Annotated in this window: 14 protein-coding genes, 3 rRNA genes and 1 riboswitch; of the genes, 3 read left to right on the forward strand and 14 right to left on the reverse strand. The window is 65.9% G+C overall.

From position 1 onward, the window contains the following. Window positions 1-37: 37 nt before the first annotated feature. On the reverse strand, window positions 38-2,923 hold the full coding sequence (gcvP, locus tag OHA73_RS09545; protein WP_267071191.1) for an aminomethyl-transferring glycine dehydrogenase: 2,886 nt from the start codon (window positions 2,921-2,923) through the stop codon (window positions 38-40). A 186-nt stretch (window positions 2,924-3,109) separates the two neighbouring features. After that, window positions 3,110-3,205: riboswitch (glycine riboswitch) on the reverse strand. Between the two features lie 123 nt (window positions 3,206-3,328). On the opposite strand from gcvP, the gene OHA73_RS09550 reads away from it, so the two are divergent. Next, on the forward strand, window positions 3,329-3,703 hold the full coding sequence (locus OHA73_RS09550) for a PRC-barrel domain-containing protein (RefSeq protein ID WP_266722042.1): 375 nt from the start codon (window positions 3,329-3,331) through the stop codon (window positions 3,701-3,703). On the opposite strand, the gene OHA73_RS09555 is transcribed toward OHA73_RS09550, so the two are convergent. The 13 genes from OHA73_RS09555 to OHA73_RS09615 form a co-directional block, all read right to left on the reverse strand. Continuing rightward, on the reverse strand, window positions 3,646-5,067 hold the full coding sequence (locus OHA73_RS09555) for a DNA polymerase IV (protein WP_267071190.1): 1,422 nt from the start codon (window positions 5,065-5,067) through the stop codon (window positions 3,646-3,648). The genes OHA73_RS09550 and OHA73_RS09555 overlap by 58 nt on opposite strands. Before the next feature lie 46 nt (window positions 5,068-5,113). After that, window positions 5,114-5,773 carry a MerR family transcriptional regulator gene (locus tag OHA73_RS09560; RefSeq protein WP_323187284.1) on the reverse strand — a complete coding sequence of 220 codons (660 nt, stop codon included), beginning with the start codon at window positions 5,771-5,773 and terminating at the stop codon, window positions 5,114-5,116. Between the two features lie 192 nt (window positions 5,774-5,965). Further along, entirely contained in the window at window positions 5,966-6,439 is a 474-nt protein-coding gene (locus OHA73_RS09565; protein ID WP_006123076.1) for a bifunctional nuclease family protein, read from the reverse strand. Between the two features lie 86 nt (window positions 6,440-6,525). Beyond that, the gene (gene ftsR, locus OHA73_RS09570) at window positions 6,526-7,254 is read right to left on the reverse strand and encodes a transcriptional regulator FtsR (protein WP_266722036.1); all 729 of its coding nucleotides are present in this window, start codon (window positions 7,252-7,254) and stop codon (window positions 6,526-6,528) included. A 27-nt stretch (window positions 7,255-7,281) separates the two neighbouring features. Then, window positions 7,282-8,190 carry an FHA domain-containing protein gene (locus OHA73_RS09575; protein ID WP_266725622.1) on the reverse strand — a complete coding sequence of 303 codons (909 nt, stop codon included), beginning with the start codon at window positions 8,188-8,190 and terminating at the stop codon, window positions 7,282-7,284. A 122-nt stretch (window positions 8,191-8,312) separates the two neighbouring features. Next, a complete protein-coding gene (locus OHA73_RS09580) occupies window positions 8,313-9,299 on the reverse strand; it encodes a DUF881 domain-containing protein (protein ID WP_266722034.1) in 987 nt (328 codons plus the stop codon). Window positions 9,300-9,304: 5 nt separating this feature from the next. After that, entirely contained in the window at window positions 9,305-9,637 is a 333-nt protein-coding gene (locus tag OHA73_RS09585) for a small basic family protein (RefSeq protein ID WP_266722032.1), read from the reverse strand. After that, entirely contained in the window at window positions 9,634-10,539 is a 906-nt protein-coding gene (locus OHA73_RS09590) for a DUF881 domain-containing protein (protein WP_267071188.1), read from the reverse strand. Before OHA73_RS09590 ends, OHA73_RS09585 begins: the two co-directional genes overlap by 4 nt. An 88-nt stretch (window positions 10,540-10,627) precedes the next feature. Further along, window positions 10,628-13,123 (reverse strand): mannose-1-phosphate guanyltransferase, encoded by a 2,496-nt coding sequence (locus tag OHA73_RS09595; RefSeq protein ID WP_266722028.1) that lies wholly within the window; start codon window positions 13,121-13,123, stop codon window positions 10,628-10,630. Window positions 13,124-13,234: 111 nt separating this feature from the next. Then, window positions 13,235-13,843: a CDP-alcohol phosphatidyltransferase family protein gene (locus tag OHA73_RS09600; RefSeq protein WP_266722026.1), complete on the reverse strand. Its 609-nt coding sequence runs from the start codon at window positions 13,841-13,843 to the stop codon at window positions 13,235-13,237. Between the two features lie 161 nt (window positions 13,844-14,004). Then, a 5S ribosomal RNA gene (gene rrf / locus OHA73_RS09605) occupies window positions 14,005-14,121 on the reverse strand. An 88-nt stretch (window positions 14,122-14,209) separates the two neighbouring features. Beyond that, a 23S ribosomal RNA gene (locus OHA73_RS09610) occupies window positions 14,210-17,331 on the reverse strand. Between the two features lie 314 nt (window positions 17,332-17,645). Further along, a 16S ribosomal RNA gene (locus OHA73_RS09615) occupies window positions 17,646-19,171 on the reverse strand. Together the 16S, 23S and 5S rRNA genes form the textbook arrangement of a ribosomal RNA operon. 686 nt (window positions 19,172-19,857) lie before the next feature. Between OHA73_RS09615 and OHA73_RS09620 the strand changes: the two genes are divergently transcribed. After that, entirely contained in the window at window positions 19,858-20,307 is a 450-nt protein-coding gene (locus tag OHA73_RS09620) for a PTS sugar transporter subunit IIA (protein WP_266722024.1), read from the forward strand. A gap of 74 nt (window positions 20,308-20,381) precedes the next feature. Next, entirely contained in the window at window positions 20,382-22,052 is a 1,671-nt protein-coding gene (gene ptsP / locus OHA73_RS09625) for a phosphoenolpyruvate--protein phosphotransferase (protein ID WP_327654849.1), read from the forward strand. Window positions 22,053-22,115 lie beyond the last annotated feature (63 nt).

Consider the following 22,115-nt stretch of genomic DNA (forward strand, 5'->3'; position numbering starts at 1 on the left):
GGACTGCGCGACCGACGGCCGCGCAGTCCCGAGCGGATCAGCCCTCGTAGGCGTCGAGCGGCGGGCAGGAACACACCAGGTTCCGGTCGCCGAACGCCTGGTCGATACGCCGCACCGGCGGCCAGTACTTGTCAGAGGCGACCACCCCGGCCGGGAAGACACCTTCTTCCCGGCTGTACGCGTGCTCCCAGTCACCGCCGAGCATCCCGGCCGTGTGCGGAGCGTTCCGCAGCGGGTTGTCGTCGGCCGGCCACTCGCCGGAGGCGACCCGCTCGATCTCGCCGCGAATCGCGATCATCGCGTCGCAGAACCGGTCGAGCTCCTCGATGTCCTCGCTCTCGGTGGGCTCGATCATGAACGTCCCGGCGACCGGGAACGACATGGTCGGCGCGTGGAACCCGTAGTCGATGAGCCGCTTGGCGACATCGTCGATGCTCACGCCCGTCGCCTTGCTGAGCGGCCGCAGGTCGATGATGCACTCGTGCGCGACGAGCCCGCCCGGGCCGTTGTAGAGCACCGGGAAGTGCGGCTCGAGCCGCTTGGCGATGTAGTTGGCGGAGAGCACGGCCACCTGCGTGGCCCGCTTCAGCCCCTCGCCGCCCATGAGCCGCACGTACGCCCAGGAGATCGGTAGGATCCCGGCGGAGCCCCACGGCGCCGCGGAGATCGGGCCGACGCCCGTCTCGGGGCCCGCGGCCGGCTGCAGCGGGTGGTTCGGCAGGTACGGCGCGAGGTGCTCGCGCACACCCACCGGGCCGACGCCGGGACCGCCGCCGCCGTGCGGGATGCAGAACGTCTTGTGCAGGTTCAGGTGCGAGACGTCGCCGCCGAAGCGGCCCGGCTTGGCGAGGCCCACCAGCGCGTTGAGGTTCGCGCCGTCGACGTAGACCTGACCGCCCGCGTCGTGCACGGCGGCGCAGATGTCGGCGACGTGCTCCTCGAAGACACCGTGCGTCGACGGGTACGTGATCATGAGGACGGACAGCTGGTCCGCGTAACTCTCGATCTTGGCGCGCAGGTCCTCGATGTCGACCTCGCCGTCGTCGGCGGTCTTCACGACGACGACCTTCATGCCGGCCATCACGGCGCTCGCGGCGTTCGTACCGTGCGCGGAGGACGGGATGAGGCAGACGGTGCGCTGCTCGTCACCGTTGGCCCGGTGGTAGCCGCGGACGGCGAGCAGACCGGCGAGCTCGCCCTGCGAGCCGGCGTTCGGCTGCAGCGACACCTTGTCGTAGCCGGTGACCTCGGCGAGCCGCTCCTCCAGCTCACGGATGAGCGTCAGGTAGCCCTGCGCCTGCTCGGCGGGGGCGAAGGGGTGCAGCTGGCCGAACTCGGGCCAGGTGACCGGCTCCATCTCCGTCGTCGCGTTGAGCTTCATCGTGCAGGAGCCCAGCGGGATCATGCCGCGGTCCAGCGCGTAGTCGCGGTCGGCGAGCGCCCTCAGGTAACGCAGCATCGCCGTCTCGGAGCGGTGCTGGTGGAAGACGGGGTGCGTCAGGTAGTCGTCCTCGCGCAGCAGCCCGCCCGGCAGCGTGTCCGCCGCCTCGGCGTCCAGGGCCTCGATGTCCCCCTCGACACCGAACGCGCTCCACACGGCGCCCAGTTGGGCCCGCGTGGTGGTCTCGTCACAGGAGAGCGAGACGTGATCGGCGTCCACGAGGCGCAGGTTGACGCCGCCCTCGCGCGCGGCGGAGACGACCTCGGCGGCCCGGCCCTGCACCCGCACGGTGAGGGTGTCGAAGTACGCGCCGTGCACGACCTCGACGCCGCCCGCCCTGAGCCCCGCGGCGAGCACGGTGGCGTAGCGGTGGGTGCGCCGGGCGATGGACTTCAGGCCCTCGGGCCCGTGGTACACGGCGTACATGCCGGCCATGACGGCGAGCAGCACCTGCGCGGTACAGATGTTGCTGGTCGCCTTCTCGCGGCGGATGTGCTGCTCGCGGGTCTGCAGGGCGAGTCGGTACGCCTTGTTGCCGTCGGCGTCGACGGAGACACCCACGAGGCGGCCGGGCAGCGAGCGCGCGAACTTCTCGCGCACGGCCATGAATCCGGCGTGCGGACCGCCGAAGCCCATCGGGACACCGAAGCGCTGCGTCGTACCGACGGCGATGTCCGCGCCGAGTTCACCGGGCGAGGTCAGCAATGTAAGAGCAAGAAGATCAGCGGCAACGGTGACGATGGCGCCCAGCTCGTGCGCCTGGTCGATCACAGGCTTGATGTCCCGCACGACACCGGAGGCACCGGGGTACTGCACGAGCACACCGACGACACCGCGCTCGGCGACCTCGGCGGGGATGCCCTCGCTCAGGTCGGCGACGACGATCTCGACGCCGGTCGGCTCGGCGCGCGTCTCGATGACGGCGATGGTCTGCGGAAGGGCGTCGGCGTCGACGACGTAGACGCCGTTCTTGACCTTGCCGACGCGGCGCGACAGGGCCATCGCCTCGGCGGCCGCGGTGCCCTCGTCGAGCAGCGAGGCGCCCGAGGTGGGCAGGCCGGTCAGCTCGGCGACCATGGTCTGGAAGTTGAGCAGCGCCTCGAGTCGGCCCTGCGAGATCTCCGGCTGGTAGGGCGTGTACGCCGTGTACCAGGACGGGTTCTCCATCACATTGCGCAGGATGACGGGAGGCGTGAACGTCCCGTAGTAGCCGAGGCCGATCATCGAGCCGAGCACCTGGTTGCGCTCGGCGAGCGACTTGAGCTCGGCGAGCACCTCGGCCTCGCTGCGGGCGGCCGGAAGGTCGAGCGCCTCGGCGCTCTTGATCACATCGGGCACCGCGGCCGCGGTCAGCTCGTCCAGCGAGCCGTAGCCGACCTGCGCGAGCATCTTGGCCTGAGCGGCGTCATCGGGGCCGATGTGGCGCTGCTCGAAGGGGATTCCTCGCTCCAGCTGGGAGAGCGGAATACGGTTGGCGGTCATTGGCGGAGGCCTCCTGGTCATTGCGACCTACGAGGGGCACCACGGCGCGGGTACCCGTCCGGCCTCCCCCTCTGTCATCTCAACCTGAGAGCTTCACCGGCCCACCCCGCGAGAACACGGAACACACCGGCTTGCACCGTCGGTGAGAGCGGAAACCGTGCACCCCGCCCTGCTTTCCAGAGTGACCTCGTCCGTGCGGTACAGGGGCCTGAGAGATTCCGGGGAGGATTTGCTCCTTCGGCGCCCCCGACTACTGTCGGAAGACTCTCCCGCACGGGGTCAGCAGCCAGTCGCCAGCCTACCAGCGGCAACTTGGCCGGAGCCCCCGAGTGGCCGCCTTCCGCAATGTGCTCTTTCGTAGTGGTTACAGACGAGTTGCGATCATCGCGATCAGTTGGAGGGCCCGTGCAGACCGATGTCGATCCGCGCAATCTGATCGGCCGCAAGGCGTTCGACCGCAACGGAGCCAAGATCGGCACCATCGACGAGGTGTACCTGGACGACGCCACGGGCGTGCCGGAGTGGGCCGCGATACGAACCGGCCTGTTCAGCCGCGATGCCTTCGTCCCGCTCGAACCCAGCGACTTCACGGACGGCACGCTGCACGTGCCCTTCGAGCGCTCCCTGATCAAGGACGCCCCCGACTTCGGCGTGGGCCGCCATCTCTCCCCCGAGCAGGAGCTCCAGCTCTACCACCACTACGGTCTGGACATCACGGCTCCTCAGTCGCCCGACGTCACATTCGGCAAGGTCGCGGGCGCGGAGGACGACCCGACCTGAACTTCGGCGCCCTCCACCAGCGGCAGCGGATCCGCCGACTCCAGCTCGGGATCATCGACCCGGAACGTCCGCACCCGCCCCGGCACCGCCGCATACGGCGTCTCGAACCGCACGGTCACCCGCCCGAGCCCGCTCCCCTGCACCCACCCGGGCCCGAACTCGGCATGCCGCACATCGTGCCCCGCCAGCCATCGCCGCTCGACGGGCTCGGCGGCCTCCACGGTCTCGGCCGCGACCGCCTCCCCCTCCGGCTCCTCGGCGGCGGCCTCCTCAGCGGCTGCTTCCTCCGCGGCGGCGAACTGCGCGAACAGGTCCTCCTGCGTGAAGTCGGCGAGCCCGCTGACACCGACCCCCAGCAACCGCACGCCACCGGTCGTGTCCACGCTCTCCAGCAGCCGCGCCGCGGCCTCCCGCACCACCCCGGGATCGTCCGTCGGCCCCCGCAGCGTCTCTGAACGCGTCAGCGTCGAGAAGTCGTAGCGCCGCACCTTGAGCACCACGGTCCGCCCCGAGCGCTCGGCCGCTCTCAGCCGCTCCACGCACCGGTCGGCGAGCCTGCGCACCTCCATCCGGACCCGCACCCGGTCATGGATGTCCACGTCGTACGTGTCCTCGACCGATACGGACTTGGAGTCCCGCTCGGCGACGACGGGCCGCTCGTCGCGGGCCAGCGCCATCTCGTACAGGTGGCTGCCGTGCGCCTTCCCAAGGAGGCGCACCAGCTCGTCCTCGCCGGCCCCCGCGATCTCCTCCACGGTCAGGATCCCGGCCCGCCGCAGATGATCCGCCGTCGCGGGCCCGACGCCGGGCAGAATGCGCACGGACTGCGGCCCGAGCAGCGCGCGCTCGGTCCCAGGGCGTATGAGCACGAGCCCGTCCGGCTTCGCCTCCTCCGAGCCGATCTTCGCGAGCATCTTGGACGCGGCGAGCCCCACGGACCCGTTCAGCCCGGTCACGCGTCGGATGTCGGCCCGCAGCCGCTGCCCCACGGCTTCCGCCGAAGCGGCGTCCCAGGCCGCCTCACCGGCCTCCAGATCGACGAACGCCTCGTCCAGGCTGAGCGGCTCCACGAGCGGAGAAAGGGCACCCAGGAGCCCCATCACCTGCTCGCTGATCTCCCGGTAGAGCCGGAAGCGCGGCACCAGATACGCGGCATGCGGGGCGAGCCTGCGCGCCTGCCCCATCGGCATCGCCGAGTGCACCCCGAACTTCCGCGCCTCGTACGACGCCGTGGCCACGACACCGCGCGGACCCAGCCCGCCCACGACGACCGCTTTCCCGCGCAGGCTCGGCTTCGCCGCCTGCTCCGCAGAGGCGTAGAAGGCATCCATGTCGAGATGCAGGATCGTGGGCGCGGTTCTCACATCACTGATGCTGCCCTACGCCACTGACAACGCGGCGGTACGGACCTCACACGGCCCTGCCCCGCCGCCTCGCGAGCTCGTCCGTGGGGTTCGGCGGCACGATCGTCTCGCCGGTTTCCACACGCTCACCGTGCAGCTGCGACAGCGCGGCCTCCACGTCCCGCCAGACCACGCCCACGGCGATCCCGAAGACCCCCTGGCCGCCCTGGAGCAGATCGTGCACCTCGTCGGGCGACGTGCACTCGTACACGGTCGCGCCGTCGCTCATCAGCGTCATCCGCTCCAGATCCCGGAAGCCGCTCTCGCGCAGGTGCTGCACGGCCGTCCGGATGTTCTGCAACGAGACACCCGTGTCCAGGAACCGCTTGACGACCTTGAGGACGACGACGTCCCGGAAGCTGTAGAGCCGCTGTGTCCCCGATCCGTACGCGGAGCGCACACTGGGTTCGACAAGGCCGGTCCTGGCCCAGTAGTCGAGCTGCCGGTAGGTGATGCCGGCAGCCGCACATGCCGTCGGCCCCCGGTATCCCAGCTGCTCTGTAGCGGCCTCGCCGCTGTTCCCCGCCACCACAGGCACGGCCTGCGGGCGCTGCGGAGTGTGATCGGCCGCGCTGCCGTGGAGGGGGTGCCCCCTGCTCGAGCTCATTCGAGAGCTCGGGGGAAGGTACGGACCGTCCGTCGCCGTACCGTCGCCGCTGCTTCTCACGCCGACCTCCTCATTGACCTGCCTTGTCGACGGTAGGCAGTCACAGGGGGTGCGTCAACGAACGCCACACTAGGCACGCCGAGTGATAATCACCCTAAGAGTGGTTTCCCGTGACCCACCGCCGGGAAAGGCTAGCCGAATGTCCCGAGGGCGCCGCCGCTCGACGGCCGAGCCCGGCCGTCGGCAGGGCGGTCACTGGCTGTTGGTGCCGAAGTCCTCGGGAGAGATCTGGTCGAGGAACTCGCGGAACTTCTCCACCTCGTCCTCCTGCTCGTCGGGGATCGCGATCCCCGCATCGTCCAGGACCCCGTCACTGCCGTAGATCGGCGTACCGGTGCGCAGCGCCAGGGCTATGGCGTCCGACGGGCGGGCGCTGACCTCGACCCCGCTCGCGAACACCAGCTCCGCGTAGAAGACGCCTTCGCGCAGGTCCGTGATGCGCACTTCCGTGAGCTCCTGGCCGACCGCCTCAAGAACATCCTTGAAAAGGTCGTGCGTCAGCGGACGCGCGGGCGCCATGCCCTGCTGGGCGAAGGCGATCGCGGTCGCCTCCCCCGGTCCGATCCAGATGGGGAGGTACCGGTCGCCTCCCACTTCACGCAGGAGCACGATCGGCTGGTTGGAGGGCATTTCGACCCGGACACCTACGACGTCGAGCTCGTTCACACAGCAACCCTAGGACGTGCCCGGTCGGTTTGGGTAGTCGGGCATCCACCGAGGACCGGGCCATCGGTGCTCACCCGCGCCCACGATCAGGGCAGACGCACCCCGAGCGCGGTCTGCACAAGTGCCGAGTGCAGCCTCACGGTGAGGCCTGCCAGCTCCTTGGCGCGGGCCTCGGCATGCGCCCGCGTCTGCGGGTTGCGGTGCACCTTCAGGGGGGCCACCACCTGGTCCACCAGGCCGGCCTCCCGGTCCGCGGCCGCCCGCATGACCCGCAGGTGCCGCGGCCCGATCCCGAACCGGGCCAGCTCACCGATGAGCTCGGCGACCGACACGGCGGAGGCGTCGTAGCCACCATCGGGCAGAGGCGTGAGGAGTCCGTACGACTCCCATTCGTCGAGCTCGTCCTCTTCGACGCCGACGGCGGCCAGCAATTCGTCCCGGCCGACCCGCGCGGCCGTGGGCACGTCGGTGCCGTCCTCCGCGTCGCCGGGGCGTCCCGGCGCGGGCACGGACAGCGTCTCGCCCGGCTCCAGGGCGTCGAGCTGCTCTTTGATGACCTTCAGCGGCAGGTAGTGGTCCCGCTGCATGCGCAGCACATGGGCGAGCCGCTCGACGTCGTCCGGGCTGAACTTCCGGTAGCCCGAGGGCGTGCGCCGGGGCTCCACAAGGCCCTCGGACTCCAGGAACCTGATCTTGGAGATGGTGACTTCGGGAAACTCTTCTCGGAGCACGTTCAGTACGGTGCCGATGCTCGTCAGCCGACTGTCCGTGGTGGCGGTGCCCCCGGGGGCACCGCCACTCGTCGTGTGCAGCATGGACCTTCCTGAAGGGTCGCGGACGGTTCAGATACCGCGCTGGCTCGCGTAGAACACCAGCCGGTACTTGCCGATCTGCACCTCGTCCCCGTTGTTCAGCGTCACCGAGTCGATGCGCTCACGGTTCACATACGTGCCGTTGAGGCTGCCGACGTCGGCGACGGTGAACGAGCCGTCCTGCAGGCGACGGAACTCCACGTGGCGGCGTGACACGGTCACGTCGTCCAGGAAGATGTCGCTCTGCGGGTGGCGCCCCGCGGTGGTCAGCTCGCCGTCCAGGAGGAAGCGGCTGCCCGAGTTCGGACCGCGCCGCACCACCAGGAGCGCCGAGCCCAGCGGCAGCGCGTCGACCGCCGCCTGCGCCTCGGGCGAGAGGGCCGGAAGCTGCGTCTGACCCGTCGCCTCCGGGTCGTAGGACTCGAGGCCGGAGATGGAGATCGTGGACGTCGTCTCGGACGGCCCCTCCGGCGCCGCACCGCCACGCAGCGGCGCACCGCAGTTGGAGCAGAACCGGCTGTTCTCCCCGTTCCGGTTTCCGCACCTCGTACACACCAGGGCCGACATGGACGGATCCTCCTGCCGCGGCTGCCCCGCGGGGGCGTGGGACGCGTACGGGTCGGGGGCAAACTCTCCACCCGTACTTGAGGTTGACGGTTCTCCGAAACCTATGCGGCCGGAACCGGCAGGGTCAACAGACGACGCGCCCTGTCCGTCCGAATTGTCTCCGGCGACCTGGTCCCGGAACAGCGGGCGCTCACCCACCTGCGTCTCCGGGACGTCCCCTTGCCGCGGCGCACGGTGACGCGCGTCCTCACGGCTCTTGCCGAACAACTTCGCAAACAACTTCACGGGCGATTCCCCTTGACCGAAACAGACCCGCCCGTGGGGCAGGACGAACCCTGACTGCACACATCGGCGTACATCGCGTACATCAATGACACGGACACCCTCACAACGTCCGTATCCGCCAAACAGTTTCCACCACGCACACCACCCTTGCTGCGGCGACCCCCCGCAACCTCATGCCCTCGCACGGTATCCACCATGCACCCCCGACTTCACTCCGAGGACGACCGAGCGTAATCAGGCCGTTTCGCCGATCGCAAGGCATCCACGACGATCTTGTTCGAGCGGCTCACGGCCACCGTGGCCTGCTCCTTCTCCAGCGTCTGCACCACACCCCCGGGAATGTTCAGGGCCGGCTCCAGGTCCTGCGGCTTGCCGATGACCTTGAACCGGTAGGGGCGGCCGATCTCGTGCCCGTCCACGCTGATCCCCTTCCCGCCGCTGCCGTCCGTCAGATACGTGTTGGCCACGACGCGGACATCATTCACCTGAATCGCCTCCGCACCGGCGGCGCGCAGCTCCTGGACCGCGTCGAGCAGCATGTCCGCCTCCACGGCCCCCTTCGTGTCGGTGACGGTCATGGTGATCCCGGGGCCCTGCGCGGCCGTCGTGCCCGCCAGAATGCCGAGCTGCTTCTGCTTCTCGGCCGTCTGCTTGCGGGCCTCGTCGGCCTGGTCCGAACTGCTCTCCAGCTCGGTGCGCTGGTCCACGAGACCTTGCTTCTCATCCTCAAGACGCTGAGTTCGATCATCCAGTTCATCGAGAATGCGAACGAGATCTTCCTGACGCGCACCGCGCAGGGCGCTGTTGTCGCTGGTGGACCGCACCTGGATGGCGAGCCCGAGCCCCAGGACGAACAGCAGCACAGCCATGATGAGTTGGGCACGTGACGCGCGCGGCGGCCACAGACCCTTCACGAGCCGCTGCCGCCCGGTCAGTTCGGGTTCGACGACGTCCGGGCCGGCCTCCGGGCGGTCATCCGTGCCGGCCGGCTCCGGTTCGGGCGCCTGGGGTTGGGACGCCTCGGGTTCGGCCGCACCCGCCTCCGCCTCCCGCTCCGCCGCACGGTTCGCCGGCGGCACCTCGGGGGGCAGCTCCTTGGAGAGCTCCTTGCGCAACTGGCCGCTCTCGCCGTCCGGTTGCACGCCCCGCGAGTTCTCGCGGTTCTCTGCGTTCTCTTCGTTCTCGTTCTGACTCATCGGCCTCACGCCCGGAACACATGCCGCCGGATCGCGGCCGCGTTGGAGAAGATGCGGATGCCGAGCACCACGACGACACCGGTCGACAGCTGTGCGCCGACGCCCAACTTGTCGCCCAGGAAGACGATCAGCGCGGCCACGACGACGTTCGACAGGAACGAGACGACGAACACCTTGTCGTCGAAGATCCCGTCCAACATGGCGCGCAGCGCCCCGAACACCGCGTCCAGCGCCGCGACGACGGCGATGGGAAGGTAAGGCTCGACGACCGCCGGAACCTCGGGCCGGACGAAAAGACCGACCACGACTCCCACGACGAGGCCCAGTACGGCGATCACGATGTGCCCTTCTGCTCTGCTCTCGGCTGTGCTGTACGTACGATCACGCTGGGTGCGGCAGGAAGCTCGATGTCGTCCTGAGCCGAAATACTGGTCCTGACCCCGAAGTTCTCCTGCAGTGCATGCAGATAGAGACCGTCGGGGCTGTTCTGGAACCGGGTGCTCAGCCGTTGCCCGTCCCCCACCGCGAGCACCGTGTACGGCGGCACCAGCGGCTTGTTGTCGACCAGTATCGCGTCACCCGCGGCCCTGATCGCGGACAGCGAGGTGAGGCGCTGCCCGTTGATGCTGATGGCCTCGGCGCCGGACTGCCAGAGACCGTTCATGACGCGCTGCATGTCCCGGTCGCGTACGCGGCCCGTGTCCGAGAAACCGTTGCTCTCGCGCGGACCGCTGCCGTCGCCCGTGGTGGCCGACTTCGCGTCGTCGACGACGAGCTTCACACCGGGGCCGTGCACGGCGACGGCGCCGGAGAGCACCCCCGCCAACTCCGCCTGCTCACCACCGTGCTTCTTCAACGCCTCGCGCTGCATCTCCCCCACGCGCCCGCGCAGCGAGTCGACCTGTCCCTCCAGTTGGTCGGCGGACTCGGTCTCCCGGTCGATGCGGTCGATGAGCTCCTCGCGCTCCTTGGCCACCACCGGCGCGGTGACACGGGCCTGCGCCGCCCCCACCGTCACCACGAGAGCGGCGAGCACAAGCCCCGCCGCAAGCCCCAGCTTCGCCCGCAGCGTCTTCGGCAAACCGCTCTGCCCCAGCGCCTCTTTGCGCGCGGTGGCCTCCGCATACCCGTCGTCAAGGCTGTGATCCATGACGTTGGTCAGCAGCGACATGGAGGCGTCGGGGCGCGCGGGGCGCTCTGGGGTGCTCCGTTTGGGGGGCTGCTGCGGCATGCCGCACATCGTCGCACGTCGTGGCCACTGTCACCCAACGACCCCACTGCCCTGCCGCCCGACGCCCGAAATAGGCGTCGAGCAGCAGGGATCCGGGTCAGCGCCCGGCGCTGTCCACGACCGCCGACCACTCGTCGAGCAGTTGCTGCGCCGAGGCGTCGTCCGGCCCCTCGGCCCACAGGTGGGTGACCGCCTCGGCCGGGTCGGGCAGCACCATCACCCAACGTCCGTCGGCCTCCACGACCCGTACACCGTCGGTCGTGTCCACGGACCGCTCGCCCGCCTCCTCCACGACGCGGCGCATGACGAGGCCCTTGACGGCCCACGGCGTCGCCAGATCCCGCTTGAGCACATGCGCCCGCGGAATCCGCGCGTCGATCTGGCTGAGGGTCAACTGCGTACGGGCGACGAGCCCGATGAGCCGCACAAACGCCGCGGCCCCGTCGAACACGCTGCTGAACTCGGGAATGATGAACCCGGCCCGCCCGTCCCCACCGAAGATCGTCCCGTCCTCACGCCCCACGCGCGTCAGGTCATCGGGAGACGTGGTCGTCCACTCGACCTGCGTCCCGTGATACGCGGCGACCTGCTCCGCGATCCGGGTCGTGGTCACGGGCAGCGCCACCCGCCCGCTCCTGCGCTCCGCGGCGACAAGATCGAGCATCACGAGCAACGCCCGGTCGTCCTCGACGATCCGCCCCTTCTCGTCGACCAGCGAAAGCCGCTCACCGACCGGGTCAAACCGCACCCCGAACGCGGCCCGCGCCGAGGCCACGATCTCCCCCAGCCGTACGAGCCCGGACCTGCGGGCGTCCGCGGTCTCCGTGGGCCGCGACTCGTCGAGCCCGGGATTGATCGTCAGGGAGTCGACGCCGAGCCGCCCGAGAAGGCTGGGCAGCACGAGCCCGGCACTTCCGTTCGACGCGTCGACGACCACCTTGAGCCCGGCCTCCGCGACCCCCGTCGTATCGACGTTCCGCAGCAAAGACCCCGTGTACGAGTCGAAGACGCTCGACGGGAAGTGCAGATCGCCGATCTCCCCGGGGAACGCCCTGCGGTACTCCTGCCGCGCGTACACCCGGTCCAGCTTGCGCTGGCTGCCCTGCGAAAGATCCGCCCCGCGCTCGTCGAAGAACATGATGTCGACGGAGTCCGGCACCCCGGGCGTCGTACGGATCATGATCCCGCCGGCACTTCCCCGAGCCGTCTGCTGCCGCGCCACGGGCAGCGGCACATTCTCCAGATCCCTTACGTCCATGGCGCTGGCCTGGAGCGCGGAGATGACGGCCCTCTTGAGCGCACGCGCACCACGGGAGTGGTCACGCGCGGTCGTGACGGTCGACCCCTTCTTGAGCGTCGTCGCGTACGCCCCCGCGAGCCGCACGGCCAGTTCGGGCGTGATCTCGACATTCAGGATCCCGGAGACGCCCCTGGCCCCGAACAGATGGGCCTGCCCACGCGACTCCCAGATGACCGACGTGTTGACGAAGGCGCCTGCCTCGACGGTCTTGAACGGGTAGACCCGCACATTGCCCTGGACGATCGATTCCTCACCGACGAGGCACTCGTCGCCGATGACGGCGCCGTCCTCGATCCGCGCGGCCCGCATGATGTCGGTGTTCTTGCCGACCACGCAGCCGCGGAGATTGCAGTGCTCCCCGATGTAGACGTTGTCGTGCACGACGGCCTTGTGCAGGAAGGCCCCGCTCTTCACGACGACGTTCGAGCCGACGACCGTGTGCTCCCGGATCTCCACATCCGCTTCGACCTTGGCGTAGTCGCCGATGTAGAGCGGCCCACGCAGCACGGCGTCCGGGTGCACTTCAGCACCTTCGGCCACCCACACACCGGGCGAGATCTCGAACCCGTCGAGTTCGACGTCGACCTTTCCTTCGAGGACGTCGGCCTGGGCCTTCACATAGCTCTCGTGTGTGCCGACGTCCTCCCAGTAGCCCTCGGCGACATAGCCGTAGATGGGCTTGCCTTCCTTCATCAGCTGCGGGAAGACATCCCCGGACCAGTCCACCGGGACATCGGCCTCGACGTAGTCGAAGACTTCGGGCTCCATCACGTAGATGCCCGTGTTCACCGTGTCCGAGAAGACCTGTCCCCAGGTCGGCTTCTCGAGGAAGCGCTCGACCTTCCCCTCCTCGTCGACGATGGTGATACCGAATTCCAGCGGATTGGGCACACGCGTCAGACAGACGGTGACGAGCGCACCCTTTTCCTTGTGGAATTCGATGAGCTCGGTGAGGTCGAAATCGGTGAGGGCGTCACCCGAGATGACAAGGAAAGAGTCATCCTTCAGCGCTTCCTCAGCGTTTTTCACGCTGCCGGCAGTGCCGAGTGGCTTCTCCTCATTGGCATAGGTGAGCTCCATTCCAAGCTCTTCGCCGTCCCCGAAGTAGTTCTTGACCAGTGAGGCCAAGAACTGAACGGTGACCACGGTCTCGCTGAGCCCATGCCGCTTGAGCAACCTGAGCACATGCTCCATGATCGGCCGATTGGCCACTGGTAGGAGCGGCTTGGGCATACTCGAGGTCATGGGGCGAAGGCGTGTGCCTTCGCCTCCGGCCATCACGACGGCCTTCATGTCGGAAGCGTCCTCCTTGAAGAGACGACGGTCTAGCCGACTTCACCCGCCCTGAATGGCCCGCACTTGTCACGGCGGGCCATCTGGCCCCGCCAACGCGCAATGGCGAGTTCAATCGGCCATGGAGTCCGCCCGGACAAGACGGCGGACTTGAACCACGTAGAGGATCCCTGCCCACCAGTACAGCGTCGTACCCCATCCGGCGAACGCCCATCCGAAAATAGCAGCGAGTTCGTGGATCCAGCCCGTTCCGTCGCTGAGAAGCAGCAAGGGGAACGCGTACATCAGGTTGAAGGTCGCTGCCTTCCCGAGGAAGTTCACCTGGGGCGGCGGATAGCCATGGCGCCTGAGGATCCCCACCATCACCAGCAGAAGCAGTTCACGCGCCAAAAGTACGGAGGTCAACCAAATGGGCAGAATGTCACGCCAGGTCAAACCCACCAACGTGGACAAAATGTAGAGCCGGTCAGCGGCCGGGTCGAGCAGCCGGCCAAGGCTGCTGATCTGATTCCAGCGTCGCGCGAGCTTCCCGTCGAGATAGTCGCTGATGCCGCTGAGCGCGAGCACGAGCAGCGCCCAGCCGTCACTCTTGGGGCCCCCGAACTCAGGGCGCAGGATGAGCCACAGGAAGAGGGGCACGCCGACGAGACGCGCCATGCTGAGGATGTTCGGGATGGTGAGGACCCTGTCCGTCTGAACACGGGTCTCCTGGACCTCCACCCGGGGGCCTCCTGTGGGGAACGAACCAACGATGCCCCCTGACTTTACCCTCAGTGTCGGGAGGCCTGAGCTACCGGGGCGTCGTAACGCAGTACACGACAACGCCCCCAAACGCAGAAAAGCCCGGACCGTATCCCGGCCCGGGCTTTTCGATAAAAGGAGTTCGGCGGCGTCCTACTCTCCCACAGGGTCCCCCCTGCAGTACCATCGGCGCTGTGAGGCTTAGCTTCCGGGTTCGGAATGTAACCGGGCGTTTCCCTCACGCTATGACCACCGAAACACTATGAAACTGTCAACCGGAGCCGTGGCACATGGCTACGACGGTTGTTCGTGGTTTCAGAACCAACACAGTGGACGCGAGCAACTGAGGACAAGCCCTCGGCCTATTAGTACCGGTCACCTCCACACCTTGCGGTGCTTCCAGATCCGGCCTATCAACCCAGTCGTCTACTGGGAGCCTTAACCCCTCAAAGGGGGTGGGAATACTCATCTCGAAGCAGGCTTCCCGCTTAGATGCTTTCAGCGGTTATCCTTTCCGAACGTAGCCAACCAGCCATGCCCTTGGCAGGACAACTGGCACACCAGAGGTTCGTCCGTCCCGGTCCTCTCGTACTAGGGACAGCCCTTCTCAATATTCCTACGCGCACAGAGGATAGGGACCGAACTGTCTCACGACGTTCTAAACCCAGCTCGCGTACCGCTTTAATGGGCGAACAGCCCAACCCTTGGGACCGACTCCAGCCCCAGGATGCGACGAGCCGACATCGAGGTGCCAAACCATCCCGTCGATATGGACTCTTGGGGAAGATCAGCCTGTTATCCCCGGGGTACCTTTTATCCGTTGAGCGACGGCGCTTCCACAAGCCACCGCCGGATCACTAGTCCCGACTTTCGTCCCTGCTCGACCCGTCGGTCTCACAGTCAAGCTCCCTTGTGCACTTACACTCAACACCTGATTACCAACCAGGCTGAGGGAACCTTTGGGCGCCTCCGTTACTCTTTGGGAGGCAACCGCCCCAGTTAAACTACCCATCAGACACTGTCCCTGATCCGGATCACGGACCCAGGTTAGACATCCAGCACGACCAGAGTGGTATTTCAACGACGACTCCACAACCACTGGCGTGGCCGCTTCAAAGTCTCCCACCTATCCTACACAAGCCGAACCGAACACCAATATCAAACTATAGTAAAGGTCCCGGGGTCTTTCCGTCCTTCTGCGCGAAACGAGCATCTTTACTCGTAGTGCAATTTCACCGGGCCTATGGTTGAGACAGTCGAGAAGTCGTTACGCCATTCGTGCAGGTCGGAACTTACCCGACAAGGAATTTCGCTACCTTAGGATGGTTATAGTTACCACCGCCGTTTACTGGCGCTTAAGTTCTCAGCTTCGCCACACCGAAATGTGACTAACCGGTCCCCTTAACGTTCCAGCACCGGGCAGGCGTCAGTCCGTATACATCGCCTTACGGCTTCGCACGGACCTGTGTTTTTAGTAAACAGTCGCTTCTCGCTGGTCTCTGCGGCCACCCCCAGCTCATGGAGCAAGTCCAATCACCAGGAATGGCCCCCCTTCTCCCGAAGTTACGGGGGCATTTTGCCGAGTTCCTTAACCATAGTTCACCCGAACGCCTCGGTATTCTCTACCTGACCACCTGAGTCGGTTTAGGGTACGGGCCGCCATGAAACTCGCTAGAGGCTTTTCTCGACAGCATAGGATCATCCACTTCACCACAATCGGCTCGGCATCAGGTCTCAGGCACAAGCTGTCCGGATTTACCTGGACAGCGCCCTACACCCTTACCCCGGGACTACCATCGCCCGGGCTGGACTACCTTCCTGCGTCACCCCATCGCTCACCTACTACCAGCTTGGGCCGGCGGCTCCACCACTTTCCATTCCCCGAAGGGTCCGGAACGGCTTCACGGCCTTAGCATCACTGGATTCGATGTCTTTCGCGTCACAGCGGGTACCGGAATATCAACCGGTTATCCATCGACTACGCCTGTCGGCCTCGCCTTAGGTCCCGACTTACCCTGGGCAGATCAGCTTGACCCAGGAACCCTTAGTCAATCGGCGCACACGTTTCTCACGTGTGTATCGCTACTCATGCCTGCATTCTCACTCGTGAACCGTCCACAACTACCTTCCGGTGCTGCTTCACCCGGCACACGACGCTCCCCTACCCATCCATACAGGCGTTGGCCCTGTTGTATGAATGACACGACTTCGGCGGTACGCTTGAGCCCCGCTACATTGTCGGCGCGGAATCACTTGACCAGTGAGCTATTACGCACTCTTTCAAGGGTGGCTGCTTCTAAGCCAACCTCCTGGTTGTCTCTGCGACTCCACATCCTTTCCCACTTAGCGTACGCTTAGGGGCCTTAGTCGATGCTCTGGGCTGTTTCCCTCTCGACCATGGAGCTTATCCCCCACAGTCTCACTGCCGTGCTCTCACTTACCGGCATTCGGAGTTTGGCTAAGGTCAGTAACCCGGTAGGGCCCATCGCCTATCCAGTGCTCTACCTCCGGCAAGAAACACACGACGCTGCACCTAAATGCATTTCGGGGAGAACCAGCTATCACGGAGTTTGATTGGCCTTTCACCCCTAACCACAGGTCATCCCCCAGGTTTTCAACCCTGGTGGGTTCGGTCCTCCACGAAGTCTTACCTCCGCTTCAACCTGCCCATGGCTAGATCACTCCGCTTCGGGTCTTGAGCGCGCTACTAAATCGCCCTATTCGGACTCGCTTTCGCTACGGCTTCCCCACACGGGTTAACCTCGCAACACACCGCAAACTCGCAGGCTCATTCTTCAAAAGGCACGCAGTCACGACGCATTGAGTAAACTCAATGCGCGACGCTCCCACGGCTTGTAGGCACACGGTTTCAGGTACTATTTCACTCCGCTCCCGCGGTACTTTTCACCATTCCCTCACGGTACTATCCGCTATCGGTCACCAGGGAATATTTAGGCTTAACGGGTGGTCCCGCCAGATTCACACAGGATTTCTCGGGCCCCGTGCTACTTGGGTGTCTCTCAAACGAGCCGTTAATGTTTCGACTACGGGGGTCTTACCCTCTACGCCGGACCTTTCGCATGTCCTTCGCCTACATCAACGGTTTCTTACTCGTCTCACGGCCGGCAGACCGTAAAGAGAGATCCCACAACCCCGCACACGCAACCCCTGCCGGGTCTCACACGTATACGGTTTGGCCTCATCCAGTTTCGCTCGCCACTACTCCCGGAATCACGGTTGTTTTCTCTTCCTGCGGGTACTGAGATGTTTCACTTCCCCGCGTTCCCTCCACACTGCCTATATATTCAGCAGCGGGTGACAGCCCATGACGACTGCCGGGTTTCCCCATTCGGAAACCCCCGGATCAAAGCCTGGTTGACGACTCCCCGGGGACTATCGTGGCCTCCCACGTCCTTCATCGGTTCCTGGTGCCAAGGCATCCACCGTGCGCCCTTAAAAACTTGGCCACAGATGCTCGCGTCCACTGTGCAGTTCTCAAACAACGACCAACCACCCGTCACAACCCACCGAAGCGGATTTTTACCGGGGCCGGCACTGAAGGCGACCATCACGGCCGTACCTTCAGACACCCAACAGCGTGCCCGACACCCTCGCCACTCGTGATCAGCTTTCCACGCTCCGAAGAGCAGTACTTGCAGCCCGAGATGACTGACGGTGCCGAATAATCAACGTTCCACCCATGAGCAACCACCGTCGAACGTTTGCCGACGTAGTGGCCTCTGACCTCGTCCCGAAGGACTCGGTAAGAAGTGCTCCTTAGAAAGGAGGTGATCCAGCCGCACCTTCCGGTACGGCTACCTTGTTACGACTTCGTCCCAATCGCCAGTCCCACCTTCGACAGCTCCCTCCCACAAGGGGTTGGGCCACCGGCTTCGGGTGTTACCGACTTTCGTGACGTGACGGGCGGTGTGTACAAGGCCCGGGAACGTATTCACCGCAGCAATGCTGATCTGCGATTACTAGCAACTCCAACTTCATGGGGTCGAGTTGCAGACCCCAATCCGAACTGAGACCGACTTTTTGAGATTCGCTCCACCTTGCGGTATCGCAGCTCATTGTATCGGCCATTGTAGCACGTGTGCAGCCCAAGACATAAGGGGCATGATGACTTGACGTCGTCCCCACCTTCCTCCGAGTTGACCCCGGCGGTCTCCTGTGAGTCCCCATCACCCCGAAGGGCATGCTGGCAACACAGAACAAGGGTTGCGCTCGTTGCGGGACTTAACCCAACATCTCACGACACGAGCTGACGACAGCCATGCACCACCTGTACACCGACCACAAGGGGGCGCCTGTCTCCAGACGTTTCCGGTGTATGTCAAGCCTTGGTAAGGTTCTTCGCGTTGCGTCGAATTAAGCCACATGCTCCGCTGCTTGTGCGGGCCCCCGTCAATTCCTTTGAGTTTTAGCCTTGCGGCCGTACTCCCCAGGCGGGGCACTTAATGCGTTAGCTGCGGCGCGGACAACGTGGAATGTTGCCCACACCTAGTGCCCACCGTTTACGGCGTGGACTACCAGGGTATCTAATCCTGTTCGCTCCCCACGCTTTCGCTCCTCAGCGTCAGTAATGGCCCAGAGATCCGCCTTCGCCACCGGTGTTCCTCCTGATATCTGCGCATTTCACCGCTACACCAGGAATTCCGATCTCCCCTACCACACTCTAGCTAGCCCGTATCGACTGCAGACTCGGGGTTAAGCCCCGAGCTTTCACAATCGACGTGACAAGCCGCCTACGAGCTCTTTACGCCCAATAATTCCGGACAACGCTTGCGCCCTACGTATTACCGCGGCTGCTGGCACGTAGTTAGCCGGCGCTTCTTCTGCAGGTACCGTCACTTTCGCTTCTTCCCTGCTGAAAGAGGTTTACAACCCGAAGGCCGTCATCCCTCACGCGGCGTCGCTGCATCAGGCTTTCGCCCATTGTGCAATATTCCCCACTGCTGCCTCCCGTAGGAGTCTGGGCCGTGTCTCAGTCCCAGTGTGGCCGGTCGCCCTCTCAGGCCGGCTACCCGTCGTCGCCTTGGTGAGCCATTACCTCACCAACAAGCTGATAGGCCGCGGGCTCATCCTTCACCGCCGGAGCTTTTAACCCCCATCCAGGAGAATGGGAGTGTTATCCGGTATTAGACCTCGTTTCCAAGGCTTGTCCCAGAGTGAAGGGCAGATTGCCCACGTGTTACTCACCCGTTCGCCACTAATCCACCCCGAAGGGCTTCATCGTTCGACTTGCATGTGTTAAGCACGCCGCCAGCGTTCGTCCTGAGCCAGGATCAAACTCTCCGTGAATGTTTCCCCGTAATCGGGGTGACACCACGAGAGCGGAACAGTCGGAGGAATAATCCGACCGTTCACAGCGTCCTCGCTGTGCGCCTGCCGACCAGAAGGCCTGCAGGACTTTTCAAAGGAACCTCGCCCCAGCAGATGCTGAAGACGGGGTATCAATATATCTGGCGTTGATTTTTGGCACGCTGTTGAGTTCTCAAGGAACGGACGCTTCCTTTGTACTCACCCTCTCGGGCTTTCCTCCGGGCGCTTCCCTTCGGTCTTGCTGTTTTGCGTTTCCGACTCTATCAGACCGTTTCACCGGCCGATTTCCTCGGATTGACACTCGCCTTATAAGAGTTCCGCTTTCGCGGCCCTTTCGGCGAGGTCAAACACTATCAGTCTTTTTTCGGCCCGCTTGCCACGTCTCTGCAGACATGCAGAGATACGGTTCGCAAAGCAACTTAGGACTTGATAGATGCTGCCGAGGTGTTGGACGCTCGATGGCGTCGCTTGCCTCCCTGGCAGGTGTACGACGGTACAACGGGCCCGAGCTTCGACGCAAATCGTTTGCCCGCGGCCCCTACGTCCGCCAACCGGTACCTCTCGTAGGGAACCGGGACTTTTTATGACTTACGCTTCTGAACAGTACGCCGTCCAGGACAGGCAGTGACGGCGACCCTGAATCTCCGCCCTCTGGGAGGCTTGCCATGACCAGTGTGACGTCCCCGCTCACCGGACGCGCCATCGGGCTCTCTGCTGTTCCTGACCCGGTGTTCTCCGGTGCGATGGTCGGCCCCGGCTCCGCCATTGACCCCGCGCGCGAGGCGTCCGACGCCGTGGCCCCGGTGGACGGCATCGTGGTGTCCCTCCACCCGCACGCTTTCGTCGTCGTGGATGAGGAAGGCCATGGTGTGCTGACGCACCTGGGCATCGACACTGTCCAGCTCAACGGCGAGGGCTTCGAGCTGCTCGTCAACAAGGGCGACACTGTGCAGCGCGGGCAGGCCGTGGTCCGATGGGACCCGGCTGCCGTCGAGGCCGCCGGCAAGTCGCCGATCTGCCCGGTCGTCGCCCTTGAGGCCACGGCCGAGTCCCTTTCCGGTGTCGTCGAGGACGGCGACATCAAGGCCGGCGACGCGCTGTTCGGCTGGAAGTGACGCACTCCGTCACTGACGGTCGGCAAGAAATCAACGCGGCGGCTGCGCTCGCCGCACTATCGGAGACGGGTGAGATGGAGACAACGCTGCGAGGCGTCGGCGTGAGCCACGGTGTGGCGATCGGCGAGGTTCGGCACATGGGGACGGCGGTGCTGGAGCCGCCGGCCAAGCAGATTCCGGCTGAGGATGCCGAGCGCGAACAGGGGCGCGCCCGCCAGGCCGTCGAAGCTGTCGCTGCCGATCTGATGGCGCGCGGCAATCTGGCCGGTGGCGAGGCCCAGGCGGTGCTCGAGGCTCAGGCCATGATCGCCCAGGACCCCGAGCTGATGGCCGACGTCGACCGTCGTGTCGCCGTCGGGAGCACGGCCGAGCGCGGCATCTACGACGCGTTCTCGCACTATCGAGAGCTCCTTGCCGGTGCCGGTGAGTACATGGCCGGTCGCGTCGCGGACCTCGACGACGTGCGGAACCGCATCGTGGCCCGGCTCCTCGGGGTGCCCATGCCCGGCGTTCCGGACAGCGACAAGCCCTACGTGCTCATCGCCCGTGACCTTGCGCCCGCGGACACCGCGCTCCTGGACCCCGCGCTCGTGCTCGGTTTCGTCACCGAGGAGGGCGGGCCGACCAGCCACAGCGCGATCCTGGCCCGTGCCCTGGGTGTGCCGGCCGTGGTGGCGCTTCCTGGTGCGGGTGAGCTCGCCGAGGGTTCCGTGGTCGCCGTCGACGGCAGCACCGGTGAGATCTTCGTGGACCCGAGCGCGGAGAAGCGGGCCGCGATGGAGGCCGCTGCCGCCGAGCGCAAGGCGGCGCTGACCGCCTCGACCGGTCCCGGTGCCACCTCTGACGGGCACAAGGTGCCGCTGCTCGCCAACATCGGCGGCCCGGCGGACGTGCCCGCGGCGGTCGAGGCGGGTGCCGAGGGTGTCGGTCTCTTCCGTACCGAGTTCCTCTTCCTGGACGACAGCAAGAACGCTCCGTCCGAGGAGAAGCAGGTCGAGGCGTACCGGCAGGTGCTGGAGGCGTTCCCCGAGGGCCGTGTCGTGGTGCGGGTGCTCGACGCCGGCGCCGACAAGCCCCTGGACTTCTTGACGCCCGGCGACGAGCCCAACCCGGCTCTGGGCGTGCGCGGTCTGCGGACGCTGCTCGACCACCCGGAGGTGCTGCGCACGCAGCTGACCGCGCTGGCGAAGGCTTCCGAGGGTCTCCCGGTCTACCTCGAGGTCATGGCGCCGATGGTGGCCGACCGCGCCGACGCCAAGGCCTTTGCCGATGCCTGCCGTGAGGCCGGTCTGCAGGCGAAGTTCGGCGCGATGGTGGAGATTCCGTCTGCCGCTCTGCGTGCCCGGTCGGTGTTGCAGGAGGTCGAGTTCCTGTCGCTCGGCACCAACGACCTGGCCCAGTACACGTTCGCCGCGGACCGTCAGGTCGGCGCCGTGTCGCGTCTGCAGGACCCGTGGCAGCCCGCGCTGCTCGACCTGGTCTCGCTGTCCGCCGAGGCGGCGAAGGCCGAGGGAAAGAGCTGCGGCGTCTGCGGTGAGGCCGCGTCCGACCCGCTGCTCGCGTGCGTCCTGACCGGTCTGGGGGTCACCTCCCTCTCCATGGGCGCCGCTTCGATTCCGTACGTGCGGGCGACGCTCAGCAAGTACACGCTGGCCCAGTGCGAGCGCGCGGCCGCTGCCGCGCGTGCCGCGGAGTCGGCGGAGGAAGCGCGCAGCGCCGCTCAGGCCGTGCTGTCCGGCGAGTAACCGAGCATGACCGGCGCCTTACCGGTGCCTTTGGAGGGCGCTCCGCCTTTGGGCGGGGCGCCC

The sequence above is a fragment of the Streptomyces sp. NBC_00483 genome, from assembly GCF_036013745.1.
GTDB lineage: Bacteria > Actinomycetota > Actinomycetes > Streptomycetales > Streptomycetaceae > Streptomyces.